At 65.0% G+C, this 23,393-nt stretch carries 21 protein-coding genes; 6 read left to right on the top strand and 15 right to left on the bottom strand.

Annotated features, from left to right (window positions below):
- Window positions 1-40: 40 nt before the first annotated feature.
- The 10 genes from ACNFG0_RS02860 to ACNFG0_RS02815 all read right to left on the bottom strand — a co-directional run bounded on the left by ACNFG0_RS02860 (window position 41) and on the right by ACNFG0_RS02815 (window position 11,091).
- On the bottom strand, window positions 41-1,228 hold the full coding sequence (locus ACNFG0_RS02860) for an ATP phosphoribosyltransferase regulatory subunit (protein WP_196145051.1): 1,188 nt from the start codon (window positions 1,226-1,228) through the stop codon (window positions 41-43).
- A 414-nt stretch (window positions 1,229-1,642) separates the two neighbouring features.
- On the bottom strand, window positions 1,643-2,512 hold the full coding sequence (gene hflC / locus ACNFG0_RS02855; RefSeq protein ID WP_196145052.1) for a protease modulator HflC: 870 nt from the start codon (window positions 2,510-2,512) through the stop codon (window positions 1,643-1,645).
- The gene (hflK, locus tag ACNFG0_RS02850) at window positions 2,512-3,693 is read right to left on the bottom strand and encodes an FtsH protease activity modulator HflK (RefSeq protein ID WP_196145053.1); all 1,182 of its coding nucleotides are present in this window, start codon (window positions 3,691-3,693) and stop codon (window positions 2,512-2,514) included. The genes hflC and hflK overlap by 1 nt, the downstream gene beginning before the upstream one ends.
- Window positions 3,694-3,789: 96 nt before the next feature.
- Window positions 3,790-5,091: a ribosome rescue GTPase HflX gene (gene hflX / locus ACNFG0_RS02845; protein ID WP_196154798.1), complete on the bottom strand. Its 1,302-nt coding sequence runs from the start codon at window positions 5,089-5,091 to the stop codon at window positions 3,790-3,792.
- A 12-nt stretch (window positions 5,092-5,103) separates the two neighbouring features.
- The gene (gene hfq / locus ACNFG0_RS02840; protein WP_003258160.1) at window positions 5,104-5,364 is read right to left on the bottom strand and encodes an RNA chaperone Hfq; all 261 of its coding nucleotides are present in this window, start codon (window positions 5,362-5,364) and stop codon (window positions 5,104-5,106) included.
- Window positions 5,365-5,458: 94 nt separating this feature from the next.
- Window positions 5,459-6,430: a tRNA (adenosine(37)-N6)-dimethylallyltransferase MiaA gene (gene miaA, locus ACNFG0_RS02835; protein WP_416763969.1), complete on the bottom strand. Its 972-nt coding sequence runs from the start codon at window positions 6,428-6,430 to the stop codon at window positions 5,459-5,461.
- A gap of 1 nt (window position 6,431) precedes the next feature.
- A complete protein-coding gene (gene mutL, locus ACNFG0_RS02830) occupies window positions 6,432-8,330 on the bottom strand; it encodes a DNA mismatch repair endonuclease MutL (protein ID WP_416763968.1) in 1,899 nt (632 codons plus the stop codon).
- Window positions 8,327-9,769, bottom strand: coding sequence for an N-acetylmuramoyl-L-alanine amidase (locus tag ACNFG0_RS02825; RefSeq protein WP_196145057.1), 1,443 nt, complete (start codon window positions 9,767-9,769; stop codon window positions 8,327-8,329). The genes mutL and ACNFG0_RS02825 overlap by 4 nt, the downstream gene beginning before the upstream one ends.
- Window positions 9,770-10,243: a tRNA (adenosine(37)-N6)-threonylcarbamoyltransferase complex ATPase subunit type 1 TsaE gene (gene tsaE / locus ACNFG0_RS02820; RefSeq protein WP_196145058.1), complete on the bottom strand. Its 474-nt coding sequence runs from the start codon at window positions 10,241-10,243 to the stop codon at window positions 9,770-9,772. It abuts the gene before it with no gap.
- On the bottom strand, window positions 10,231-11,091 hold the full coding sequence (locus ACNFG0_RS02815; RefSeq protein WP_230381216.1) for an NAD(P)H-hydrate dehydratase: 861 nt from the start codon (window positions 11,089-11,091) through the stop codon (window positions 10,231-10,233). The genes tsaE and ACNFG0_RS02815 overlap by 13 nt, the downstream gene beginning before the upstream one ends.
- A gap of 65 nt (window positions 11,092-11,156) precedes the next feature.
- Between ACNFG0_RS02815 and queG the strand changes: the two genes are divergently transcribed.
- A complete protein-coding gene (queG, locus tag ACNFG0_RS02810; protein WP_196145060.1) occupies window positions 11,157-12,230 on the top strand; it encodes a tRNA epoxyqueuosine(34) reductase QueG in 1,074 nt (357 codons plus the stop codon).
- Window positions 12,231-12,358: 128 nt separating this feature from the next.
- Here queG and ACNFG0_RS02805 read toward each other — a convergent pair whose 3' ends face one another.
- Both ACNFG0_RS02805 and orn read right to left on the bottom strand, forming a co-directional pair.
- Window positions 12,359-12,970: a trimeric intracellular cation channel family protein gene (locus tag ACNFG0_RS02805; protein ID WP_196145061.1), complete on the bottom strand. Its 612-nt coding sequence runs from the start codon at window positions 12,968-12,970 to the stop codon at window positions 12,359-12,361.
- Between the two features lie 82 nt (window positions 12,971-13,052).
- Window positions 13,053-13,595: an oligoribonuclease gene (gene orn / locus ACNFG0_RS02800; protein WP_196145062.1), complete on the bottom strand. Its 543-nt coding sequence runs from the start codon at window positions 13,593-13,595 to the stop codon at window positions 13,053-13,055.
- A gap of 298 nt (window positions 13,596-13,893) precedes the next feature.
- Here orn and rsgA point away from each other — a divergent pair, with 298 nt between their 5' ends.
- Entirely contained in the window at window positions 13,894-14,925 is a 1,032-nt protein-coding gene (gene rsgA / locus ACNFG0_RS02795; protein WP_196145063.1) for a small ribosomal subunit biogenesis GTPase RsgA, read from the top strand.
- 181 nt (window positions 14,926-15,106) lie between these two features.
- Here rsgA and motB read toward each other — a convergent pair whose 3' ends face one another.
- Together motB and motA are read right to left on the bottom strand one after the other, a co-directional pair.
- The gene (motB, locus tag ACNFG0_RS02790; protein WP_196145064.1) at window positions 15,107-16,126 is read right to left on the bottom strand and encodes a flagellar motor protein MotB; all 1,020 of its coding nucleotides are present in this window, start codon (window positions 16,124-16,126) and stop codon (window positions 15,107-15,109) included.
- A gap of 3 nt (window positions 16,127-16,129) precedes the next feature.
- Entirely contained in the window at window positions 16,130-16,981 is an 852-nt protein-coding gene (gene motA, locus ACNFG0_RS02785) for a flagellar motor stator protein MotA (RefSeq protein ID WP_196145065.1), read from the bottom strand.
- 130 nt (window positions 16,982-17,111) lie between these two features.
- Between motA and ACNFG0_RS02780 the strand changes: the two genes are divergently transcribed.
- The 3 genes from ACNFG0_RS02780 to asd are packed head-to-tail and all read left to right on the top strand — an operon-like array spanning window position 17,112 to window position 20,384.
- Window positions 17,112-18,647: an HDOD domain-containing protein gene (locus tag ACNFG0_RS02780; protein WP_416763967.1), complete on the top strand. Its 1,536-nt coding sequence runs from the start codon at window positions 17,112-17,114 to the stop codon at window positions 18,645-18,647.
- 46 nt (window positions 18,648-18,693) lie between these two features.
- Window positions 18,694-19,503 carry a rhodanese-like domain-containing protein gene (locus tag ACNFG0_RS02775; RefSeq protein ID WP_196145067.1) on the top strand — a complete coding sequence of 270 codons (810 nt, stop codon included), beginning with the start codon at window positions 18,694-18,696 and terminating at the stop codon, window positions 19,501-19,503.
- Window positions 19,504-19,520: 17 nt separating this feature from the next.
- Complete coding sequence (asd, locus tag ACNFG0_RS02770; protein WP_196145068.1) at window positions 19,521-20,384, top strand: archaetidylserine decarboxylase; 864 nt, start codon at window positions 19,521-19,523, stop codon at window positions 20,382-20,384.
- Between the two features lie 84 nt (window positions 20,385-20,468).
- On the opposite strand, the gene serB is transcribed toward asd, so the two are convergent.
- Window positions 20,469-21,683, bottom strand: coding sequence for a phosphoserine phosphatase SerB (gene serB / locus ACNFG0_RS02765; RefSeq protein ID WP_416763966.1), 1,215 nt, complete (start codon window positions 21,681-21,683; stop codon window positions 20,469-20,471).
- Window positions 21,684-21,819: 136 nt separating this feature from the next.
- On the opposite strand from serB, the gene ACNFG0_RS02760 reads away from it, so the two are divergent.
- On the top strand, window positions 21,820-23,274 hold the full coding sequence (locus ACNFG0_RS02760) for a histidine kinase (RefSeq protein ID WP_416763965.1): 1,455 nt from the start codon (window positions 21,820-21,822) through the stop codon (window positions 23,272-23,274).
- Window positions 23,275-23,393 lie beyond the last annotated feature (119 nt).

Below are 23,393 nucleotides of genomic sequence, written 5' to 3'. Positions count from 1 at the left end.
CACGCAAACTTGGTTGCCGGCCTTTTGCCGGCGGAGAAACTCAATGGGTCAGCGGCAGTACCTGCCAGCGCCCGTCTTGCTGAATCAATTGCCGATCACAATCCGCCTCGAGAGCAGCACTCAACGGCTGGCCAGGCAGGGCCTGGACCACACGCTGGCCCTCGTTGCGCAACTGGCAGACCATCTGCCAGAGGGCCGCGTCGCCACTGTCGGGCATCCAGATGCCGCCAGAAGGCAATACGACCTCCGCTCGCCCCAGTGTGACCAGGGTCTTCAAATCCGTGGAGAAACCGGTGGCCGGGCGCGCCCGGCCGAAGTCGGCGCCGATGTCGTCATAGCGCCCGCCCTGGGCGATCGACTGACCGACACCTGGCACGAACACGGCGAACACCACGCCGGTGTGATAGTGGTAGCCGCGCAGCTCGCCCAGGTCGAAATACAGCGGCAGATCCGGATAGCGCGCGGCCAGACGGTCGGCGATCGCCAGCAGGTCGTCCAGCGCCGCCAGCACACTGGCAGGGGCACGGCCCAGGCGCACGCGGGCCTCGGCGAGCACTTCGCGGCCACCGCACAGCTCGGTCAGGGCACGTAGCATGTTGCCCAGGTCCTTTGGCAGGTCAGCGGTCAGCGCCTGCACTTCATCGACGGATTTGCGCTGCAGGGCGTCGAACAACTGCTGCTCGACCGCGCCGGACAGGCCCGCGGCACGGGCCAGGCCGCGGTAGATACCGACATGGCCGAGGTCCATGTGCACATCGGCGACATCGGTCAGCTGCAGCGTGGCGAGCATCAGGCTGATGACCTCGACATCGCTGGTAGGGCTGGCATCGCCGTACAGCTCGGCACCGAGCTGGATCGGGCTGCGCGAGGTGGACAGGGCGCGGGGCTGGGCATGCAGCACGCTGCCGGCATAGCACAGGCGGCTCGGGCCTTCACGGCGCAAGGTGTGGGCGTCGATGCGCGCCACCTGCGGGGTGAAGTCGGCACGAAAGCCCATCAGGCGACCGGACTGCGGGTCGACCACCTTGAAGGTACGCTGGTCCAGGTCCTGGCCGGCACCGGTAAGCAGCGATTCCAGGTACTCGATATGCGGGGTGACGACCAGTTCGTAACCCCAACTCTGGAACAGGTCCAACACCTGGCGCCGCGCGATCTCGATACGCGCGGCCTCAGGCGGCAGTACTTCCTCGATGCCATCTGGCAGCAGCCAGCGGTCTACCGTTGCCATTACGCCATTTCCCCTCTGGTCCGGGCGGCCTGCCCACAGGCGAGCCGTAAGTGAAGCAGGCATTGGCGCACAGCAGCAGGCAGCACTGATCCCAGCGCCACCACCGTACCCAATACCCTCGAATTGCCTTGCGACCTGGCCAAGCCGTCAACTGGCGGCTTGCCAATCAACCTTGCAGACGCAAAAAAGCCGGGAATTTCCCGGCTGACTGATCATACACCGCTTTTCCTTCAGGATGCACCCCGCTTGGCATTTTAGCTGCCGGGCGGGGTGTCTTCAGGCCTGCTTGGTAAAGAAAAGGGGCCGCTTTGCAGCCCTTTCGCGGCACAAGGCCGCTCCTACAGGATTATGCAAGGAGCGGCCTTGTGTCACGAAAGGACCGTGCAGCGGCCCCTCCTATTCAAGCCAACCCGATCAAGGCTTGCTCTTGTCCAGGAAGCGGAAGAACTCGTTCTTCGGATCCAGGACCAGTACGTCGCTCTTGCTCGAGAAGCTCTGGCGATATGCCTGCAGGCTACGGTAGAACGCATAGAACTCTGCATCCTGGGTGTAGGCCTTGGCATAGATGGCAGCCGCCTGGGCATCGCCATCACCGCGGGTCTCCTCCGCTTCGCGATAGGCTTCGGCCAGCAGTACGCGACGCTGGCGGTCAGCATCGGCGCGGATACCCTCGGCCAGCTCGTTACCCTTGGCACGGTGCTCGCGCGCTTCACGCTCGCGTTCGGTGCTCATGCGGTCGAATACGCTGCGGTTCACTTCCTTCGGCAGGTCGATGGCCTTGACGCGCACGTCGATGACTTCGATACCCAGCTCCTTGCTGGCCATACGGTTCAGCGAAGCGGTGATGTCGGCCATCAACGCGTCACGTTCACCGGAGACCACCTCGTGCAGGGTGCGCTTGCCGAACTGGTCACGCAGGCCGCTTTCCAGACGACGGGACAGACGCTCGTCGGCGATCTGCTTGAGACCCGAGGTCGCGGTATAGAAGCGCTCGGCATCCTTGACCCGCCACTTGGCGTAGGCATCGACCATCACCGCTTTCTTCTCCAGGGTCAGGAAGCGCTGGGTCGGGGCGTCCAGGGTCATCAGGCGGGCGTCGAACTTGCGCACCTGGTTGACGTAGGGAACCTTCACATGCAGGCCTGGCTGGACATCCGCCTGGACCACACGGCCGAATTGCAGCAATACCGCACGCTCGGTCTGGGCCACGATGTAGAAGCTGTTCCAGGCCACGATGGCCAGTACGACAGCGGCGATCAGGGCGATCAGCGATTTATTGCTCATCAACGGCTCTCCCTAGAACGCAGCGACTGTTGCTGCTGTTGCATTTCCTGCGCCGCGCGGGCGGCCGCATCGTTGACCGAGGCCGGTACGCTGCTGACCGGAGCGGCCGTGTTGCGGCTGCCTTCAACCATCTTGTCCAGGGGCAGGTAGAGCAGGTTGTTCTGCCCGTCCTTGGCTGTCACCAGGACCTTGCTCGAGTTGCTGTAGACCTCTTGCATGGTCTCCAGGTACAGGCGCTGACGGGTCACGTCCGGTGCCTTGCGGTACTCGGCAACCAGCTTGCTGAAGCGGTCGGCCTCACCCTTGGCGCGGGCGATGACTTCATCACGGTAACCGTTGGCGTCCTCGATGATGCGCTGGGCCTGACCACGGGCTTCCGGCACCACGCCGTTGGCGTAGGACTCAGCCTGGTTGCGCGCACGCTGCTCGTCTTCCCGGGCACGGATCACGTCGTCGAAGGCTTCCTGCACTTCACGCGGGGCTGCCGCGCTCTGTACGTTGACCTGGGTGACGGTGATACCGGTGCGGTAGGTGTCGAGGAAGCGTTGCAGGCGCTCGCGGATATCCACGGCCATCTGCTCACGGCCTTCGGTCAGCACCTGGTCCATCGAGGTGGAGCCCACCACGTGGCGCAGGGCGCTTTCGGTCGCATGCTGGAGGCTGACCTCCGGCTGGTCGACGTTGAGCACGAAGTCCTGCAGGTTGGTGATCTTGTACTGCACGGTCAGCGGCACCTCGACGATGTTCTCGTCCTCGGTGAGCATCTGGCCCTGCTTGCTGTAGGCCCGCTCACGGGTCACGTTCTCGAGGTATTTGCGATCGATCGGCGGGAAGTAGATGTTCAGGCCCGGCCCAACCGTCTCGTAGTACTTGCCGAAGCGCAGCACCACGGCCTGCTCCTGCTCGTCAACCACGTAAACGGCGTTATAAAGCCAGATAGCCGCCAGCACGGCCAGGCCAATGCCCAGCAGGCCCAGGCCGCCACCCTTGCCGATATTGCGGTCGCCACCGCCACCGCGTTTCTTGCCGCTGCCGAACATGCCGTTCAGGCTGTCCTGCAGCTTGCGGAAGGCCTCGTCCAGATCCGGTGGACCTTTCTTGTCGCCACCACCGCCGCCGCCACGGCGGCCGCCCCAGGGATCCTGATTGTTCGAGTTGCCACCCGGCTCGTTCCAAGCCATAGCGCTCTCCATCTGATAAAGCAAAGACGCGCCCACGGCGCGCCGTCCAATGCTACAGAATGCCTGTCTCGGCCGCCCGACGACCTCGACGGGCATTTATTGCAAAGTGTGTTGCTCGATGAACAGTTCAGGCTCCATGCCTTCGCGACTGACCAGGCGATTGAGCTCTACCCGGGGCAGTCGCACGCTCAGCAGGCTGCGACCTTCTTCATCGTGCTCTTCGCCTTGCACCGCGCCCAGAGCGAAGAATTGCGCGCGCAGGCGGGCAAGTCGCTGTTCCAGGCACAGGGTTCCGACATACAGATCATCCCCCAGCAACTCCGCAATCGCCTGGCCAACCAGTTCCAGGCCACGCCCATCACGTGCCGATACCCAGACCCGTTGCGGCTTGCCGTCGGCATCTCGCTGGATCTGCGGCTCGACATCTTCGAGCAGGTCGAGTTTGTTATAGACCTCGAGGATCGGCAAGCCTTCGGCCCCGATCTCGCCCAACACCGCCAACACCTGCTCGATCTGCTCCATGCGCTCGGGCTCATGGGCGTCGATCACGTGCAGCAGCAGGTCGGAGTTGCTCGACTCCTCGAGCGTAGCCCGAAATGCCTCGACCAGCTTGTGTGGAAGGTGGCGGATGAAGCCCACGGTGTCGGCCAACACGATCGGCCCCAGGTCGTCCAGCTCCAGCCGGCGCAGAGTCGGGTCGAGGGTGGCGAACAGCTGGTCCGCGGCGTACACCTCGGAGGCGGTCAGTGCGTTGAACAAGGTGGACTTGCCGGCGTTGGTATACCCCACCAGCGACACCGATGGGATGTCCGCGCGCTTGCGCCCGCGACGGGCCTGCTCGCGCTGGCTGCGGACCTTCTCCAGGCGCGCCTTGATCTGCCGCAGACGTACCCGCAACAGGCGGCGGTCGGTTTCCAGCTGGGTTTCGCCAGGGCCGCGCAGGCCGATACCCCCCTTCTGGCGCTCCAGGTGGGTCCAGCCGCGCACCAGCCGCGTGCTCATGTGCTCGAGCTGGGCCAGTTCGACCTGCAGCTTGCCTTCATGGGTACGCGCCCGCTGGGCGAAAATGTCGAGGATCAGCCCGGTACGGTCGAGCACGCGACACTCGAAGACACGTTCGAGGTTACGTTCCTGACTGGGCGTGAGGGTGTGATTGAAAATCACCAGGTCTACCTGCTCGGCATGGACCAGGTCGCGCAGTTCCTCGACCTTGCCGCTGCCAATCAGGTATTTGGCTGTAGGCTGGTGCCGGGCCACCGTGGCCAGCGAAACGATGTCCGCTCCGGCCGACAGCGCCAGCTCCTGAAACTCCTGCGGGTCTTCGCGCGCCTCAGGGTTCTGACCTTCCAAGTGAACGAGCAGCGCCCGCTCACCACCACCGTGGCGCTCAAAGAACAATGCAGGCTCCTATCAGGCGTTGCCTGGCTCGCTGTCGCCGTGTTCGGAATCGGACGGGCTTGGCAGGCGAACCGGACGGGCAGGAACCACGGTCGAAATGGCGTGCTTGTAGACCATCTGGCTGACGGTGTTCTTCAGCAATACCACGAACTGGTCGAAGGATTCGATCGAGCCCTGCAGCTTGATCCCGTTTACCAGGTAGATGGAAACCGGGACCTTTTCTTTTCTCAAGGTGTTCAAGTAAGGGTCTTGTAGCGAATGCCCTTTTGACATATGCCGCACTCCTGTAAGGATCAATAGTAAAAAAATAATAAAAATCGGTAATTCATGCCGCCCTTTCGCAAGAATAGACGGCAATTGCAGGGACTCAGCTCAATATGGAGACGGCCCCCAGGTATTTCAAGGTGCGGGACAGATTGTCGCAGGCCAGGCTGTCGAGCCATTCCACGCCGGACCAGCCGCGCAACCAGGTGAACTGCCGCTTGGCCAACTGCCGTGTGGCAATGATACCGCGCTCACGCATCTCGTCGGCGGTGAGCTTGCCATCCAGGTGATCCCAGACCTGCCGATACCCCACTGCCCGTATAGACGGCAACCCGGCGTGCAAGTCACTTCTGGCACGCAACGCTCGGACCTCGTCGACGAATCCCTGTTCCAGCATTTGCGAGAATCGTAGCGCAATTCGTTGATGCAAAATGTGACGATCTGTAGGAGCAATCGCCAAACTGGCGACAGTATAGGGCAAATGCCCGCCCGCGCCTGCGTCTGCCGCGCGACTTTCCGCGAATTGACGTTGCCGATGGGCCGTCATGCTCTGGCCGCTCACCCGATAAACCTCCAGGGCGCGGATCAGCCGCTGGGGGTCGTTGGGGTGGATACGCGCCGCCGATTCGGGGTCGACCTCGGCCAACTGCCGGTGCAGTTCGGCCAAGCCCAGCTCGCGCGCCTGGGCCTCGAGCTCGGCGCGCACTGCGGCATCCGCCGCGGGCATGTCCGCCAGGCCATCGACCAGCGCTTTGTAGTAGAGCATGGTCCCGCCCACCAGCAGCGGGATCTTGCCGCGGGCAGTGATCTCGGCCATCGCCTCCAGGGCGTCGGTGCAGAACTGCGCCGCCGAGTAGCTCTCGGCTGGGTCGAGGATGTCGATCAGACGATGCGGATGGGCAGCCAGCACCTCTTTCGAGGGCTTGGCCGTGCCGATGTCCATGCCGCGATAGACCAGCGCCGAGTCGACACTGATCAGCTCGCAGGGCAGCACCTTGGTCAGCTCGATGGCCAGGTCCGTCTTGCCGGCCGCCGTTGGGCCCATGAGGAATATCGCAGGGGGCTTGCCGCTCATGTCATCGACCGCGCAGGAATAGTTTGTCCAGGTCGTCCAGCCCAAGCTGGGTCCAGGTCGGGCGGCCGTGGTTGCATTGACCGCTGCGCTCGGTGTTTTCCATGTCCCGAAGCAGCGCGTTCATCTCGGGAATGGCCAGGCGCCGGTTGGCACGCACGGCGCCATGGCAAGCCATGGTGCCGAGCAGTTCGTTCAGGTGCGCCTGGATGCGGTCGCTGGTGCCGTATTCCATGAGGTCGGCCAGCACATCCTGCACCAGGCGATTGGCCTCGGCCTGCTTGAGCAAGGCAGGGATCTGCCGGATCGCCAGGGTTTCCGGCCCTAGACGCTGCAGCTCGAAGCCCAGGCGCTGGAACCACTGGGCGTGCTCCTCGGCACAATCGGCTTCGCGCTGGCTCAGCGCGAGCGACTCGGGCACCAGCAGCGGCTGGCCGCTCAGGCCTTCGCTGGCCATGGCCACCTTGAGCCGTTCGTACATGATCCGCTCGTGGGCGGCGTGCATGTCGACCAGCACCAGGCCAACGGCGTTCTCGGCAAGGATATAGATGCCCTTGAGCTGGGCCAGGGCATAGCCAAGGGGCGGCACATCGCCCTGGCTTTGCGGCAACGCCACCGGGGCGGCGGCGCCGTTTTCCAGCGGGGCGAAGAACTCGCGGTAGACCGCCTGGGCCTCGGCGACAGGCACCGGCTGCGACGGCCGGGGTGTGTACTGGTATTGGTAGCCCGAGCCGCTACCGCCCGCGAATGCCTGACGCGGCTCGGCCTGGGGCTGCTCGAGCACCGGCGAGGCCAGGCGCATTTCGCCCTGGGGGCCGAACTCGCCAACTTGCAGGCCACTGGGGCGTACGATTTCGCTGGCCGCGGCCGGCGCGGCCAACTGGTCTTCTGGGCGCACGTCCGCCAGGGCACGGTGCAGCGTGCCATAGAGGAAGTCATGGACCATGCGCCCTTCACGGAAACGCACTTCGTGCTTGGTCGGGTGCACGTTGACGTCTACGCCGTTGGGTTCGAGCTCCAGGAACAGCACGAAGGTCGGGTGCCGGCCATTGAACAGCACGTCGCGATACGCCTGGCGTACCGCGTGGGCCACGAGCTTGTCGCGCACGGCACGGCCGTTGACGAAGAAATACTGCAGGTCCGCCTGGCTGCGCGAGAAAGTCGGCAGGCCAACCCAGCCCCACAGGCGCAAGCCATTGCGTTCGACATCGATCGGCAGCGCCTGTTCGAGGAAGCCCGGACCGCAGATGGCGCCCACCCGGCGCGCCCGGGTGATTTCGTCGGGCGCCTCGTGCAAGCTGAGGATGCTCTTGCCGTTGTGGCGCAGGTGAAAGCCCACATCGAAACGCGCCAGGGCCAGGCGACGGATGACTTCCTGCAGGTGATCGAACTCGGTCTTCTCAGACTTCAGGAACTTGCGCCGCGCCGGGGTGTTGAAGAACAGGTCGCGCACTTCCACCGAGGTACCGACGGGGTGTGCCGCCGGTTGCACCCGCGGGGTCATGTCCCGGCCTTCGGTCTCCACCTGCCAGGCCTCGCCGGCACTGGCCGTGCGCGAGGTCAGGGTCAGGCGCGCCACCGAGCTGATCGAAGCCAGGGCCTCGCCACGAAAGCCCAGGCTGAGCACCCCTTCGAGGTCTTCAAGCTCACGGATCTTGCTGGTGGCGTGGCGGGCCAGGGCCAACGGCAGGTCGTCGGCGGCGATACCACCACCGTCGTCACGCACGCGCAGCAGCTTCACCCCGCCCTGCTCGACCTCCACATCGATACGCCGGGCACCGGAGTCGAGGCTGTTCTCCAGCAGCTCCTTGGCCACCGAGGCGGGGCGCTCGACCACCTCGCCGGCGGCGATCTGGTTGGCCAGCCGCGGGCTGAGCAGCTGGATGCGCGAACCACCACTCATTGCTGGGACGCCAGGGTAGTGCCAGGAATGTCGAGGTGCTGGCCAACCTTCAGCTCATCGCTCTTGAGGCTGTTGGTGCTGCGCAGGCTGGCCACGCTGACCTGGTAGCGCACGGCGATCATGGCCAGGGTTTCGCCCGGGCGCACGGTATGCTCGCGCGGCCCCTGGGCGATCTTGCCGCTGTCACGCAGCCAGGCGATGTAGGTGCCCGGTGGCGGGCTCTGCTGGAAGTACTGGCGCACACCGGTATGGATCGAGCGGGCCAGGGCCTGCTGGTGGCTTCGGGTGGCCAGCTTGGCCGCTTCGTTGGCGTTGGAGATGAACCCGGTTTCAACGAGGATCGACGGGATGTCCGGCGACTTCAACACCATGAACCCAGCCTGCTCAACGCGCCGCTTGTGCAGCGGAGTGATGCGACCCATGTTGCCCAGCACCTTCTGCCCCACATCGAGGCTGGAACTCAAGGTGGCGGTCATCGACAGGTCCAGCAGCACACCGGCGAGCATGCGGTCCTTGTCGTCCAGGCTGACGTTGCCGGCGCCACCGATCAGGTCGGAGCGGTTTTCCGTGTCGGCCAGCCAGCGTGCAGTCTCGGAGGTCGCGCCACGGTCGGACAGGGCGAACACCGAAGCGCCGAAGGCGGCCCGCGACGGCGCGGCGTCGGCGTGGATCGAGATGAACAGGTCGGCACCCTTCTTGCGCGCGATCTCGGTGCGCTTGCGCAGCGGGATGAAATAGTCGCCGGTACGGGTCAGCTCGGCGCGGTAGCCTTTCTCGGTGTTGATCTGGCGCTGCAGCTCGCGGGCGATCTGCAGCACGATGTCTTTTTCGTGCTGGCCGCGCGAACCGGAGGCGCCGGGGTCTTCCCCGCCGTGGCCTGCGTCGATGGCGACGACGATGTCACGCTTGCCGCTCGGTGCCGGCGGCAGCTTGATCGCTGGTTGCGCCGGGGTCACCGGCACGGCCGGGGTGCTGGCAGGAGTGCGCGTCGTCGGCGCTGGAGGCGGTGCGCTGGCGGCGATGGCGTCGGCTTCCTGGTCGTACAGGTCGACCACCAACCGGTTGCCGTACTGGGCGTTGGGCGCCAGGGTGAAGCTCTTGGGTGTGACAGCCTTCTTCAGGTCGACCACCACACGCAGGTCGGTGGGGGTGCGCTGGGCCGAGCGCACGCTGCTGATCGGCGTATTGGAAGTGGCCACATTGAGGGCACCGCCCAGGGTGGCGCCATTGATATCGATGACCAGCCGATCTGGCGCGGTCAGGGTGAAGACACTGTGCTGCACGGGGCCAGACAGGTCGAAGACCAGCCGCGTGTTGTCCGGTGCGCGCCACAGACGCATGCTCTTGACTTGTGTGACGGCCAGAGCGTCAACGGTCACCGCTGTCAGCAGCAGCCCCACGACGGCGACCAGTGCGCGTATGCGCATACCTAACCCCATTTACTGTTTGAATTCTGTGGCCAGGGCGGCGCACCAGGCCTCACCGCGCTCCCCCTGCGGCGAAAGGGTCAGCGAACGTCCGCTCGCTTGCGGGCTTATGGTAATGGTCAGGTCGGGCTTTGGCAAAACGCCCGCGCCCTTCTCTGGCCATTCGAACAGGCACAACGGGTCCCCTTCGAAGTAATCGCGGATGCCCATGAACTCCAGTTCTTCTGGATCGACCAGGCGATACAGGTCGAAATGATAGGCCCGCACCTCGCCGATTTCGTAGGGTTCGACCACGGTGAAGGTCGGGCTCTTGACCGCCCCGGCGTGGCCCAGGCCACGGATCAGCCCACGCGAGAGCGTGGTCTTGCCGGCGCCCAGGTCGCCTTCGAGAAAGATCACGCCATGACCGCCGGTCACCTGGGCCAGACGTGCGCCGAACGCCACGGTGGCCGGTTCGTCGGCCAGAAACAAAGTTATGCCTGACACGCTGAATGCTCCTCCAACAACTCACGAATGACCGGAACCAGATCGCTGGCCGCCATGCCCCTGCCCTTGCCCCCCAGGCGCTCGCCGGCGCAGGCATGCAGCCAAACCCCCAGGCACGCGGCCGCCCAGGCATCCATCCCCTGGGCCAGCAGGGCCGCCAGCACGCCGGTCAGCACATCGCCCAGCCCCGCGCCGGCCATTGCCGGGTGGCCACGCCCGCATAAGGCGAGCTCACCGCTGGGGGCGGCAATTAGGGTTCCGGCGCCCTTGAGCACGCAGATGCTGGCATGCTTGCGCGCAAGCTTGCGGGCAGCGCCCGGCCGGTCGGCCTGCACCGCCTCGGTGGAAATACCCAGCAGGCGCGCCGCCTCGCCCGGGTGCGGAGTGAGGATGCTGCCACTGGGCAGGGCCAGGGGCCGGTGCGCCAGCAGGTTCAAGGCGTCGGCATCCCAGACCTGCGGCAGGTGCGCATTGGCCGCCGCCGACAACAGGCTACGCCCCCAGGCAGCCTGGCCCAGCCCGGGGCCGACCACCAGCACCGAGGCACGCTCGAGCACGCCCATCAGTTGGTTGGCCGACTCCACGCCTCGCCACATGGTTTCCGGCAGGCGAGTCAGGCCGGCGGCTACGTGCTCGGGACGCGTAGCCACACTTACCAGGCCGGCGCCGCAACGCAAGGCGGCCTCGGCGCTGAGCATCACCGCCCCGCCGGTGCCCAGGTCACCGCCGACCACCAGCACATGGCCGAAGTCGCCCTTGTGGGCGTCGGCGCGACGTGGCGGCAGGTGGGCAGTGTTCACACTGCTGAGCAGTTGTGGGGCATTACCAGGGTGTTTGGTCTGGGGCATGGGGTCAAAGGCTCCGATGTCTGGCAGAATTATACGCACCTCTGCCTGTATTGCCTTGTCCATCCATGTCCGCTTGCCTTCCTGACCTTCCCACGCTGGCCCGATCGATCAAGGATTGGGGCCGCGAACTCGGATTCGCCCACGTCGGCATCGCCGGCGTGGCGCTTGGCGAGCACGAGCAGCACCTGCAACGCTGGCTTGCGGCCGGCTACCAGGGCGAGATGGACTACATGGCCGCCCATGGCAGCAAGCGCGCCCACCCCGACGAGCTGATACCCGGCACCTTGCGGGTGATATCGCTGCGCATGGACTACCTGCCCGGCGACACCCTCATGGCCCAACGGCTGGCGCAGCCTGAAAAAGCCTATATCTCCCGCTACGCCTTGGGCCGCGACTACCACAAGCTGGTGCGCAAGCGCGTGCAGCACCTGGCCGAACGCATCCAGCAGGCGATCGGCCCCTTTGGCTTTCGTGCCTTCGTCGACAGCGCCCCGGTGCTGGAAAAAGCCATCGCCGAGCAGGCCGGCCTGGGCTGGATCGGCAAGAACACCCTGCTGCTCAACCGCAAGGCGGGCAGCTATTTCTTCCTCGCCGAGCTGTTCGTCGACCTGCCGCTGCCGGTCGACGAGGCCCAGGTGACCGAGCATTGCGGGCGCTGCCAGGCATGCCTGGATATCTGCCCGACCCAGGCCTTCGTTGGGCCTTATGTACTCGACGCCCGGCGCTGCATTTCCTACCTCACCATCGAGCTCAAGCAAGCGATCCCGGTGGAGTTGCGCCCGATGATCGGCAACCGGGTGTTCGGTTGCGACGATTGCCAGATCGTCTGCCCCTGGAACCGCTTCGCCCGGCCCACCCAGGAAAACGACTTCAAGCCGCGCCATGGCCTGGACAACGCCGAGCTGGCCGAGCTGTTTCTGTGGGATGAAGCCACCTTCCTGAACCGCACGGAAGGCTCGCCCCTACGCCGCGCCGGCTATGAGCGCTGGCTGCGCAACCTGGCGGTAGGGCTTGGGAATGCGCCGACCAGCATCCCCGTGGTGGAAGCCTTGCGCGCGCGGCGCGAGCACCCGTCGGAGCTGGTACGCGAACATGTGGAGTGGGCGTTGGCGCAGCATGAAAAACACCCGCGTAGCTGAGCCGCCCCAATCGCCGGCAAGCCGGCTCCCATAGAACACCGCACAACTATTTGATTTTGCAGGTCTTGTGGGACCGCCGCCCCCCCTGTGGGAGCCGGCTTGCCGGCGATAGAGCCCGAAGGCCGTAGTCATTGCTGGTCGTTGTAGTGGAACTTGGGCATTTCCCAATGGAAGCGGATCGCCAGCAGGCGCACCAGAAACCCGCCGAACAAGGTCAACAGCGTGGCCTGCTCGGCCGGTACCTTGAAGTACACGCACCCCAGGTAGAACCAGGCTGCGGCGAACGACACGCTGGCATACAGCTCGCGGCGGAACACCAGGGGAATATCGTTGCAGAAGATATCCCGCAGAATGCCGCCGAATACTCCGGTGATCACCCCACTGATCGACGCCACCAGCATACCCTGCCCCATCTCCAGGGCCGTCATGCAGCCGATCAGGGTGAAGGCCACCAGCCCCAGGGCGTCGAGCACCAGGAACAACGAACGTAGATGGCGCATCAGCGGCGCGATGAAGATGGTCAGCAGCGCCGCGAAGCTGGTCAGCACCAGGTACTCGGGGTGCTTCACCCAGGTCAGCGGGTAATGCCCCAGCAGCACGTCACGCACCGACCCGCCGCCCAGGGCGGTGACGCAGGCGATCAGCACAACGCCGAACCAGTCCATGCCGCGACGCCCCGCAGAGAGCGCACCGGTCATGGCTTCAGCAGTGATGGCGACAAGGTAGAGCATCAACAACATGGTGCGTGTCCGTGCGGAAAAAGGCGCGCAGTCTACCCACTCCCAAGGCTTCTAGCCATGTACCTCGAGCGCCAACCTGGGCCTACGCCTTGATGAAGTGCTCGCGGTAGTGGCGCAGCTCAGCGATCGACTCACGGATATCGTCCAGGGCCAGGTGGGTACCACCCTTCTTGAAGCTGTCGCGCACGTGCGGCGCCCAACGCGCGGCCAGTTCCTTGAGGGTGGAAACGTCCAGGTTGCGGTAGTGGAAGAAGCCTTCGAGGCGGGGCATGTGCCGATAGAGGAAACGGCGGTCCTGGCAGATGCTGTTGCCGCAGATCGGCGACTTGCCCTTGGGTACCCACTGCTCGAGGAAGGCCAGGGTCTGCGCCTCGGCTTCGGCCATGTCGATGCGGCTCTCGCGCACGCGCTGGGTCAGGCCCGAGGCGCCGTGGGTGCGGGTGTTCCACTCGTCCATGCGCGCCAGCACTTCGTCGCTGTGGTGGATGGCGATCACCGGGCCCTCGGCCAGGGTGTTCAGCTCACTGTCGGTGACGATGGTCGCCATCTCGATGATGACGTCGTTGTCCGGATCCAGGCCGGTCATTTCCAGATCGATCCAGATCAGGTTCTGTGGGTTCTGCATGAAGGGACTCCTCGAATAGGCCGTCATATTAGCCTAGTGTCCTGTCTCGGAAATACGTTCTCTTTTGGCGAGTGGCTTGGGTGTTCGGCCAAGGCGCCGCGACGAGTCATAGCAGGGCTATGGCGAGGAGTGGCAACGCCGGCCGAGCGCCCAAGACGCCGCCCAAAGTGAACAGCTTATTTCCGAGACAGGACACTAGGCGCGGGCCTTCGTGCCGCAAACGCCAGCGGAAGTGTCCGCGCCGGGCCGTGCTAAACTGCCAGCCGTTTTCTTCCTGCCCCGCCGATACGGAACATTCATGGCCAAACGCCAGCTCAACCGCCGCCAGAACTGGCGCATCGAAAAAATCCAGGGCGAGCGCGCCGCTCGCGCCGCCAAACGCGAACAACATGCCCTGCAGGAACTGGAGGGTGGCGACCTTGGCCCTGAACAGCTGGGGTTGGTGATCGCCCATTTCGGCGTGCAGGTGGAGGTCGAGGCCCAGGATGGCGAAGCGGCGGGCCAGGTGTTCCGGTGCCATTTGCGGGCCAACCTGCCGGCGCTGGTCACCGGTGACCGCGTGGTGTGGCGTGCTGGCAACCAAGGCAACGGCGTGATCGTCGCGCAGATGCCACGCACCGCCGAGCTGTGCCGCCCGAACAACCATGGCCAGCTCAAGCCAGTGGCGGCCAATGTCGATTTGATCGTCATCGTCTTCGCCCCGGCGCCCGAGCCCCAGGCCAACCTGATCGACCGCTACCTGGTGGCCGCCGAGCACGCGGGCATCCGCCCGTTGCTGCTGTTGAACAAGGCCGACCTGATCAACGAGCACAACGGCCCGACCATCGAGGCCCTGCTGGCGGTGTACCGCGACCTCGGCTACCCACTGCTGGAGGTTTCGGCCCACCAAGGCGATGGCATGCAACGCCTTCAGCAGATGCTCGATACGCATATCAGCGTGTTCGTCGGCCAGTCGGGCGTGGGCAAGTCGTCGCTGGTCAACAGCCTGCTGCCCGAGGTACAGACCCGTGTAGGCGACCTGTCCGAGTGGTCCGGCCAGGGCACGCACACCACCACCACCGCGCGCCTCTATCACTTCCCCAATGGCGGCGACCTGATCGACTCGCCGGGCATCCGGGAATTCGGCCTGGGCCATGTCAGCCGTGATGACGTCGAAGCCGGGTTCATCGAGTTTCGCGACCTGATCGGCCACTGCCGCTTCCGCGATTGCAAGCATGCCCGGGAGCCTGGGTGTGCCTTGCTCCAGGCCTTGGAAGATGGGCGCGTCACGCCGCAGCGGATGAACAGCTACCGCTCGATCATCGCCAGCTTGCCGCAGGACAGCTATTGATCCAGTGAATGGGGCCGCTTTGCGGCCCATCGCGGCGCAAGGCCGCTCAAGGTGTTGCGCGGCCATCCGGGGCCTTGTGGGAGATAACCCAGCCCTTTGGGCTGCGCTGTCGCACAGAGAACAAGCGGCCAGTGCTGTCTCTGTGGGAGCGGGCTTGTCCCGCGATGGGCCGCCACGGACATCACTCCTGGGCGTCGTCCATCTTCAGCACGCCATCCTCGAAGATGTTCAGCTTCTGGCGCAGCTCCCGCGGCTGCATCGGCGCCTGGGCACTGTCGCCCTCGGCAGGCGCTGCCGGTGCCGCGGCGCCCGGCGGGGCCGGCTCGGCGGGTGTCGGCGCCGGGGGCGCGCTCTGCTCGCCCTCGATGTCACGCTGTGCCTTCTTGGTCAGGACGATGATATCGATGCGGCGGTTGACCGGGTTGAACGGGTCCTTGCGGTCGAACAGCGACGACGAGGCATAACCGACCACCCGCGCCACCTGGTCGTCCGGGTACCCGCCGGCCACCAACGCCCGGCGCGCTGCGTTAGCGCGGCTGGCGGACAGCTCCCAGTTGCCGAACTCGCCGGTACCGGCGTAAGGCTTGGCATCGGTATGGCCACTGATGCTGATCTTGTTCGGTACTGCCTTGATGGTGTCGGCCATGGCCAACAGGATGTCTTCGAAATAAGGCTGCAGGCGCGCGCTGCCCAGGTCGAACATCGGCCGGTTCTCGGCATCCATGATCTGGATACGCAGGCCGTCCTGGGTGATCTCGAACAGGATCTGGTCCTTGAACTTCTGCAGCTGGGGGTTTTCCTCGACCTTGTTCTGCAGTTCCTGCAGCAACAGCTCCAGGCGCTCCCGCTCGACCTGGTCGGCCAAAGTCTCGACTTGGTCCTTGTCCAGCTGGATGCTGGTGTTCGGCGTCGGCTCGGACTTTTCCTCGGGGTTGATGGTCTTCTCCGGCGCCAGCTGCGGCGAGCCGCCCAGGTCGATGACGTAGGGTGTGCCGCTCTCTGAGAAGCCGATCGGGTCCTTGAAGTAGCCGGCGATGGCGATCTTCTGCTCGGGCGTTGCCGTGGACAGCAGCCAGAGCACCAGGAAGAACGCCATCATCGCCGTGGCGAAGTCGGCGAAGGCGATCTTCCAGGCACCGCCATGGTGGCCGTCGCCAAAGCGTTTGACGCGTTTGACGATGATGGGCTGGTTGTTTTCCATGGCTTAGCGACCGCGGACCGCTTGTTCCAGCTCGGCGAAGCTGGGGCGGTGCTTGGGGTACAACACCTTGCGTCCAAATTCCACCGCCAGCGATGGCGGCATACCGGAAGCTGAGGCCACCAACGAAGCCTTGATGGCTTCGTACACATTGAGCTCTTCCTTGGCATCATGACGCAGGGCATTGGCCAGCGGGCCGAAGAAACCATAGGCAGCGAGAATACCGAAGAAGGTCCCCACCAGTGCCGCACCTACGTGCAGGCCGATGGATTTCTGGTCACCGTCGCCCAGCGAAGCCATCGTGACCACGATCCCCAGTACCGCCGCAACGATACCGAACCCTGGCATACCGTCGGCAATGCCGGTCACCGCATGGGAAGGGTGCTCGAGCTCTTCCTTCATGTTCAGCAGCTCCATGTCGAACAGCCCTTCGAGCTCATGGGGCGCCATGTTGCCGGTGGACATGATGCGCAGGTAGTCGCAGATGAACGCCGTCATGCGCTCGTCGCCCAGCACGGCCGGGTACTTGGCGAAGATCGGGCTGGCTGCAGGCTCTTCGATGTCGCCCTCGATGGCCATCATGCCTTCGCGACGGCTCTTGTTGAGGATCTCGTAGACCAGGCCCAGCACCTCCAGGTAGAAGGTGTGGGTGAAACGGGTGCCGAACATCTTCAGCGACTTCTTGATCACATGCATGGTCATGTGACCGGGGTTGGCCTGAAGGAACGCACCGAAGGCCGCACCGCCGATGATCAGCACTTCGAACGGCTGGATCAATGCCGCGATCTTGCCGTGGGAAAGTACGTATCCGCCGAGCACGCTCGCGAATACGACGATGATGCCGATAATTTTAGCCATAGGTTCAGGGCACTTGCTGTCGTGGTCGGGATGAAGGACGGGAGCTTTGAAACTCTTCTTCTACTTATCGGCAGAACTGCGCCAGACTATAGCCACAAATAACGAAAAGCCAGTTTGGACTGATGTCAAAATGCCAATGGACGCTAAGGTGCAAAGCCAGATTCCGCGTACGCTCGATGCCTGGGTTAAGCTGCTCGACGGCATCCGCCTACCGGTGCCCAAGGAGAGCCATGACCGGGTGTTGTCGGCCATCAACGACAGCCGCCGCTCGTTGCGAGACATCGCCGAACTGATGCAAGACAGCCCCGCCTTGGTGCTGTCGGTGATGCGCGAAGCCAACCACCCGGCCAACGCCAGCCAGGCCGAGCCCGCCGAAAGCCTGGAAATCGCCCTCAACCGTCTGGGCCTGGCGCGCAGCGCCAGCCTGCTGGCACGCCTGCCCGCGGTGCCGGGCCAGGACATCCCCCCGGTACTGCGCCAGTTCCTGCTGATCAGCCAGCACGCCACGCAACAGGCCAGCGGCCTGTTCGCCAGCCGCCTGGCGCGGCTGTGGCAGGAGATCCACTGGGGCAGCCTGCTGTTCCTGTCGCCGCTGTGGCCCATGGCCCAGGCCTTTCCCAAGCTGCTCGATACCTGGGAGCTGCGGGTCATCCACAAAGGTGAGGACGCCGCCGAAGTCGAGCACGCACTGTTCGGCGTGCGCATCATGCAGCTGTGCCAGGCCGTTGCCGAACACTGGCGCCTGCCGGAATGGGTGACCCAGGGCTATCGCCTGCTGCTCGACGAACGCGAGCAACTGGCCCAGGTGCTGGCTATCGCCCGTGAGCAGGACAGCCTCACCCAGCAGCAACGCCTGGACGACGAACCCGGATTGCGCCGCTGGTTCAACCAGCCGGCCAATACCGTGCTGCTGGCCAACGGCCTGGCGCTGGCCGCCCAGGTGGGCTGGGACAACCCGCACCTGCTGCGCTGGCAACTGCTGACCGCCCTGTACCTGCAGACATCACTCGACGATGTGCAACAACAGGTCCACCAGCAAGCCGCCGCCAGCGCCCGCCACCATGCCCGTCATGCCCTGTTCCACCCTGCCGAGGCGCTGATCTGGCCCTGGCAGCAACGCCGGCCGCACCCGGACATGCTCGAGCCGCCACCGCCCACCAGCCAGGACTTGGCGCATTGGCGCACGCTCTGTGGCGAACTGCTGGCCCAGCCCAGCCCGTTCGGCACAAGCCTGCACCTGTGCACTCTGGCCCGCGACGCCCTGCTGGCCTGCGGCATGCAACGGGTGATCCTGCTGACCCTGGACAAAGGCACCGAATCCCTGCGCGTGCAACAGACCGCCGGCCTGCCGAAGGAAGCCGCAGCCCTGGTGCTGCCACTGGCGGGCAGCAAGTTGCTGCAGCGCCTGATGACCCAGACGGCACAACTGCGCCTGACTCCAGACAACCATGCCCGGTTCTCGGCCTTGCTGCCAGCCCAGCTGTGGGCGGCTATCGGCAGCGAGCATGTGCTGTTGCGTTCGCTGGCGGTCAATGGCCAAGTGGTGATGCTGGTGATCGCCGACCAGGGCGGCAAACCCCTTGCCGACGTCAGCGTGCAAGCCTTCGGCAAGACCGCGCAATGCACCGAGCGCGCCCTGGCCGCCTTTGCCAACCGCAACGCCTGAGCCTTGCGCTACAATCGCTCCCTCAATTCCACCCTGGAGACCGTGGATGACTGACTTTTCCGGCTTGCCCCTGGTGATCGAACCGGCCGACCTGCTGCCGCGCCTGGGTTCGCCACAGCTGATCCTGGTCGACCTGACCAGCGCCAACCGCTATGGCAGCGGGCACGTCCCCGGAGCGCGTTTCGTCGACCCCAAGCGCACCCAGCTGGGCCAGCCCCCCGCGCCAGGCCTGCTGCCGGCCCGCGCCGATCTGGAAAAGCTCTTCGGCGAGCTCGGCCACCGCGACGATGCGGTCTACGTGGTGTACGACGATGAGGGCGGCGGCTGGGCCGGGCGCTTCATCTGGCTGCTCGATGTCATCGGGCACAAGGGCTACCACTACCTCAACGGTGGCATCCAGGCCTGGCCGGCAGACAAGCTCTCCACCGATGTACCCGCCAACGTCGGCGGCCCGGTCAGCCTGCAAGTGCACCCGGAGCCCACCGCCACCCGCGAGTATGTGCAAAGCCGCCTGGGCGCTGCCGACCTGGCCATCTGGGACGCCCGCAGCCCAGGCGAGTACCGCGGCGAGAAGGTGCTGGCGGCCAAGGGTGGGCATATCCCTGGCGCGGTCAACTTCGAGTGGACCGCCGGCATGGATCTGAACGACCACCTACGCATCCGCCAGGACATGCCAGAGATCCTCCAACAATTGGGCATCACCCCGGACAAGGAAGTGATCACCCACTGCCAGACCCACCACCGTTCCGGCTTCACCTACCTGGTGGCCAAGGCCCTGGGCTACCCGCGGGTCAAGGCCTACGCCGGCTCCTGGGGCGAATGGGGCAACCACCCGGACACGCCTGTAGAAGTTTGAATTCCCAAGGAAACCCAATGAAATCCCGCTTGTTCATCATCAGCCAGTACCTGCTGCCGCACCACCTGCTGTCGCGGCTGGCCGGCTGCGTCGCCGAATGCCGCGCGCGCTGGTTCAAGAATGCCTTCACCGCCTGGTTCGCCAAGCGCTACCAGGTGAACATGTCCGAGGCGCTGGTCGAGGACCTGACCGCCTACGAGCACTTCAACGCCTTCTTCACTCGCGCCCTCAAGCCAGGCGCACGCCCGCTGGACGAAACCCCGGGGGCCATCCTCTGCCCGGCCGACGGTGCAGTCAGCCAGCTCGGCCCGATCGAGCATGGCCGCATCTTCCAGGCCAAGGGCCACAGCTTCAGCGCCCTGGAGCTGCTGGGCGGCGACCCGCTGATGGCTGCGCCGTTCATGGGCGGGGAGTTCGCTACCATCTACCTGTCGCCCAAGGACTACCACCGCGTGCACATGCCGCTGGCCGGTACCCTGCGCGAAATGGTCTATGTGCCGGGGCGGTTGTTCTCGGTCAACCAGACCACCGCCGAGAACGTGCCCGAGCTGTTCGCTCGTAACGAGCGGGTGGTGTGCCTGTTCGATACCGAACGCGGGCCGATGGCTGTGGTGCTGGTCGGGGCGATGATCGTCGCGTCGATCGAAACGGTGTGGGCCGGCCTGGTCACACCACCCAAGCGTGAAGTGAAGACCTTCCGCTACGACGAAGGCAGCCGTGCACCGATCCACCTGGAAAAAGGCGCGGAACTGGGCCGCTTCAAGCTGGGATCGACTGCCATCGTCCTGTTCGGGCCCGAGCAGGTGAAGTGGGCCGAGAGCCTGGGCGCAGGTTCGGCGGTGCGCATGGGTGAGTTGCTGGCGCAACCTGCCCAGGGCTAAGTGCTTGGCGCGAGGGTTTCGGCGCCCGTGAAATCGAGCGCCGCGCGCTCGATTTCAAATCGCCGAAGCCCTCCCGCCGAACCTTCAGCTACGGGCGTCGCGATCGCGCATGCCCAGCAGATACAGCACACCGTCCAGCCCCAGGGTCGAAATCGCCTGCTTGGCCGACTGGCGCACCAGCGGCTTGGCACGGAACGCCACGCCCAGGCCGGCCAGGGACAGCATCGGCAGGTCGTTGGCGCCATCGCCCACGGCGATGGTCTGCTCCAGCTGCAAGCCCTCTTCGCCAGCCAACTGCTGCAGCAGCTCGGCCTTGCGTTGGGCATCGACGATCGGCTCGACCGCAACGCCGGTCACCTTGCCGTCGACCACTTCCAGCTCGTTGGCGAATACATAGTCGATGCCCAGGCGCGCCTGCACCTGCTTGGCGAAATAAGAGAAACCACCGGAGAGGATGGCCGTCTTGTAGCCCAGGCGCTTGAGTTCGGCGAACAGGTGCTCGGCCCCCTCGGTCAGGCGCAGGGAAGTGCCGATCTCATCCAGCACACCAACGTCCAACCCCTTGAGCAGGGCCATGCGCTCCTTGAAGCTGGCACGGAAATCCAGCTCGCCACGCATGGCGCGCTCGGTGATCGCTGCCACCTGCTCGCCCACCCCGGCAGCCTTTGCCAGCTCATCGATCACCTCGGCCTCGATCAGCGTCGAATCCATGTCGAATACCGCCAGGCGGCGATTGCGGCGGAACAGGTCGTCTTTCTGGAAGGCGATGTCGATGTCCAGCGCCTCGGCCAAGGCGAAGAAGTCGGCGCGCAGGGCCTGGGCGTCGCTCGGTTCGCCACGCACGGAAATCTCGAGGCTGGCCTTGCTCTTCTCGACCGGAGCATCCAGCGCCACGCGCGAGGACAGGCGCTCGATGCGCTCGATGGTCAGGCCGTACTGGCTGATCACCGCGCTCACCCGCTGCAGCTGCTCGGGCGTCACCTTGCGGCTGAGCAGGGTGACGATATGGCGCGCCTCGCCCTGGCTGTCGGCCCAATGTTGGTAGTCGGCCTCGGAAATCGGCGTGTAGCGGGCCTGCAGGTTCAGCTCGTGGGCCTTGGCCTGTACGCTCTGCAGCAGGTTGGTGGCCACTTCGTTGTCCGGAATGTCGACCAGGATGCCGAAGGACAAGGTACCGTGCATCACTGCCAGGCCGATGTCGAGAATGCTCACACCGCCCTGGACCAGGACGCCGGTAAGGGCCGCGGTAAGACCTGGACGGTCTTCACCAGTGATGTTGATCAGGACGATTTCGCGCAAGACCGGGCTCCGACTTCGATGAAAAATGCGCATTCTACCGATTTTCCGTGATGATCGGGCACCATCGATACTTTGCCGACAAAACACGGCTCGCTATACTGCGCAACACCTTTTTCGCCATAAAGAGCCGCGCTCTGTGAACCGGCCCACGCCCGTCAAACCTGATAATTTCTTCGTGATGATCTTCCGAGCCCTCAGCCAGCGTCGCGTTCCCCTGGCCCTGCGCATCGCCAGCACCAATATATTCCTGGTGGCCCTGGCGCTGGTGATCTATGCCTGCGTCATGGGCCTGCAGTTCCGGCAGGCCATGCACGAACAGGCAGACGCCCTCGGCCAGAGCCTGACCATCCAGACCGCCACTTCGGCGACCGAGCTGCTGGTGTCCAACGACATCCTCAGCCTCAATGTGCTGTTGGGCAACCTGGTGAAGAACCCGCTGGTGGCCCATGCGGCGATCTACAGCGTGGACAACCGCATCCTCGCCGAAGCCGGCCAGCGGCCGAAGAACAGCCTGCTGGGCGAAGCCGAAGGGCTCTACCAGACCAAGATCACTTTCCAGGACGTGACCGCCGGGCAGTTGCGCATCAGCCTGGACATGACCCAGTTCCGCCAGCCGATGACCATCAGCCTGCAGAGCATGGGCATCCTGGGTGCAATCCTGCTGGCCTTGGCGTTGGCCCTGAGCCTGCGCCTGGGGCGCCACATTTCCACGCCGCTGCTGCAGCTGCGTGTGTGGCTGCGCGACCCGCACCACTACACCCCTGGCACCGACCGCCAGGACGAGATCGGCGATCTGGCCCGCCAGTTGCACAACCGCCTCGCCCCGCCACCGCCGGAGCCTGAGGAAGTGGAAGAGGACGATTTCGATGTGGACGAGGTGGATGAACACGCCGCCGCGCCCAAGCCGCTGGCGAAAGCCAAGGCCACGACCACCGATGACGAAGACGACGATGCCTTCGCCGACCTGATCGACACCGAGCAGAGCCCGGCCAAAGCGGCGGCGGTCGAGTCGGACGAACCGCAGTACAGCGCAGTGCTGGCTGTGCAACTGGGCTCCCAGGAGCAACTGCGCCGCCTGCCACGCACCCGCCTGACCGAACTGCTGGAACGCTACCGCGACTGCCTGGAGCAGGCGGCTTCGCTGTACGAAGGCGAAACCCACACGCTCAAGGATGGCAGCACGCTGTTGCTGTTCCATAGCCGCAACTGTGGCGAAGACTACCTGACCAACGCCATCTGCTGCGGCGAGCTGCTGCGCGCCCTGGGCCATGCCCTGCAGATCGAGGTGGCCGACAGCGGCATCACCCTGCAGCTGCAACTGGGCCTGACCCTGGGTGATGACCTGCAAGGCCTAGAGCAGGTCGACCTGCTGATGGCGGAAAAGGCCCAGGACGCCCTGGCGCTCTCCCAACACAGCCGCAACCTGCTGCTGGTGGAACGCAAGATCAGCGACGACACCCTGATCCGCCAGCGTGCCCGCATCCGCCCGATCGCCAGCCCCGAAGGCGCCTGCTGCGTCGAGCGCCTGATGGAGCCCTATCCCTCCATGCTCGAACGCCAGCTGGCACGGATGCACGAACGCCGGGCCTGACAGGAACATCCTCCAGCGCGGCCCTCCTGTAGGAGCGGCCTTGCGCCGCGATGGGCCGCAAAGCGGCCCCAAACCCTGTGAATCCAATGTACCTATGCCAACGAGACGCCTGGTTTACG

This window comes from Pseudomonas sp. NY15372, assembly GCF_048068215.1.
Lineage (GTDB): Bacteria > Pseudomonadota > Gammaproteobacteria > Pseudomonadales > Pseudomonadaceae > Aquipseudomonas > Aquipseudomonas guariconensis_A.
Note: the sequence above shows the minus strand (reverse complement) of the source record. Positions and strands in the feature narration are given on the sequence as shown.

Coding starts and splice junctions, on each gene's coding strand:
- ACNFG0_RS02825 (WP_196145057.1), bottom strand. CDS start 9,769: ATGGGGTTAGGTATGCGCATACGCGCACTGGTCGCCGTCGTGGGGCTG.
- ACNFG0_RS02775 (WP_196145067.1), top strand. CDS start 18,694: ATGACTGACTTTTCCGGCTTGCCCCTGGTGATCGAACCGGCCGACCTG.
- motB (WP_196145064.1), bottom strand. CDS start 16,126: ATGGAAAACAACCAGCCCATCATCGTCAAACGCGTCAAACGCTTTGGC.
- asd (WP_196145068.1), top strand. CDS start 19,521: ATGAAATCCCGCTTGTTCATCATCAGCCAGTACCTGCTGCCGCACCAC.
- queG (WP_196145060.1), top strand. CDS start 11,157: ATGTCCGCTTGCCTTCCTGACCTTCCCACGCTGGCCCGATCGATCAAG.
- rsgA (WP_196145063.1), top strand. CDS start 13,894: ATGGCCAAACGCCAGCTCAACCGCCGCCAGAACTGGCGCATCGAAAAA.
- miaA (WP_416763969.1), bottom strand. CDS start 6,430: ATGAGCGGCAAGCCCCCTGCGATATTCCTCATGGGCCCAACGGCGGCC.
- ACNFG0_RS02805 (WP_196145061.1), bottom strand. CDS start 12,970: ATGTTGTTGATGCTCTACCTTGTCGCCATCACTGCTGAAGCCATGACC.
- hfq (WP_003258160.1), bottom strand. CDS start 5,364: ATGTCAAAAGGGCATTCGCTACAAGACCCTTACTTGAACACCTTGAGA.
- motA (WP_196145065.1), bottom strand. CDS start 16,981: ATGGCTAAAATTATCGGCATCATCGTCGTATTCGCGAGCGTGCTCGGC.
- ACNFG0_RS02815 (WP_230381216.1), bottom strand. CDS start 11,091: ATGCCCCAGACCAAACACCCTGGTAATGCCCCACAACTGCTCAGCAGT.
- ACNFG0_RS02780 (WP_416763967.1), top strand. CDS start 17,112: ATGCCAATGGACGCTAAGGTGCAAAGCCAGATTCCGCGTACGCTCGAT.
- hflK (WP_196145053.1), bottom strand. CDS start 3,693: ATGGCTTGGAACGAGCCGGGTGGCAACTCGAACAATCAGGATCCCTGG.
- orn (WP_196145062.1), bottom strand. CDS start 13,595: ATGCAGAACCCACAGAACCTGATCTGGATCGATCTGGAAATGACCGGC.
- ACNFG0_RS02860 (WP_196145051.1), bottom strand. CDS start 1,228: ATGGCAACGGTAGACCGCTGGCTGCTGCCAGATGGCATCGAGGAAGTA.
- hflC (WP_196145052.1), bottom strand. CDS start 2,512: ATGAGCAATAAATCGCTGATCGCCCTGATCGCCGCTGTCGTACTGGCC.
- mutL (WP_416763968.1), bottom strand. CDS start 8,330: ATGAGTGGTGGTTCGCGCATCCAGCTGCTCAGCCCGCGGCTGGCCAAC.